Source organism: Pseudoalteromonas sp. MER144-MNA-CIBAN-0113 (assembly GCF_040308965.1).
GTDB lineage: Bacteria > Pseudomonadota > Gammaproteobacteria > Enterobacterales > Alteromonadaceae > Pseudoalteromonas > Pseudoalteromonas tetraodonis.
Genome location: NZ_JBEOOG010000205.1, coordinates 1 through 513, shown reverse-complemented (window position 1 = coordinate 513; position 513 = coordinate 1). Strand labels below are relative to the sequence as shown.

The following is a 513-nucleotide window of genomic DNA, read 5'->3' as shown; positions in this document are numbered from 1 at the left end:
ACTTGTATTATTTTTTTCGCTTGCATGAGCTATTGTAACATTGCTCATGGTTAAGAAAATTAACAAAGCCGCTGTTATTATTATTTGAATCATTTTTATTCCTATCTTTAATAATTAATCTATTGCCGTTAGCACTTGATATTGCTCGGGTGTTAATGTAGGTAATCGTTTAATAAAAGCAACCATTGCCCATATTCTTTCATCACTGTGAGTTTTGCCCCAAGCTGGCATGCCTGAGGCTTTTATGCCGTGCTTAATCACCCAAAAATTCTTCCTTGCAAGCTCTTCATCAGTTCCGTGTTGATGGGTTTCATGCGAAATACTTAAATTAGGTGGAGCAGGATACAGCCCAATGCTCATATCACTTTCTTCTAATCCAGGTTTTAGATGACAGCTTGAGCACATATATTCATAATCTGCTCCTCCCATTAACAATAACTCAGGACTTTCCAAATCAGGTACTTTGATATGTTGTGCCGATTTCTTTATGGATGCTTCCCTAGTTTCTTCAAG

Annotated in this window: 1 protein-coding gene; it reads right to left on the bottom strand. The window is 37.0% G+C overall.

Translation table 11 applies throughout. The annotated features are described in order from the left end of the window. Positions 1-114 precede the first annotated feature (114 nt). A partial coding sequence (locus AAEY57_RS19420; RefSeq protein WP_350608597.1) for a c-type cytochrome occupies positions 115-513 on the bottom strand: 399 nt, incomplete at its 5' end.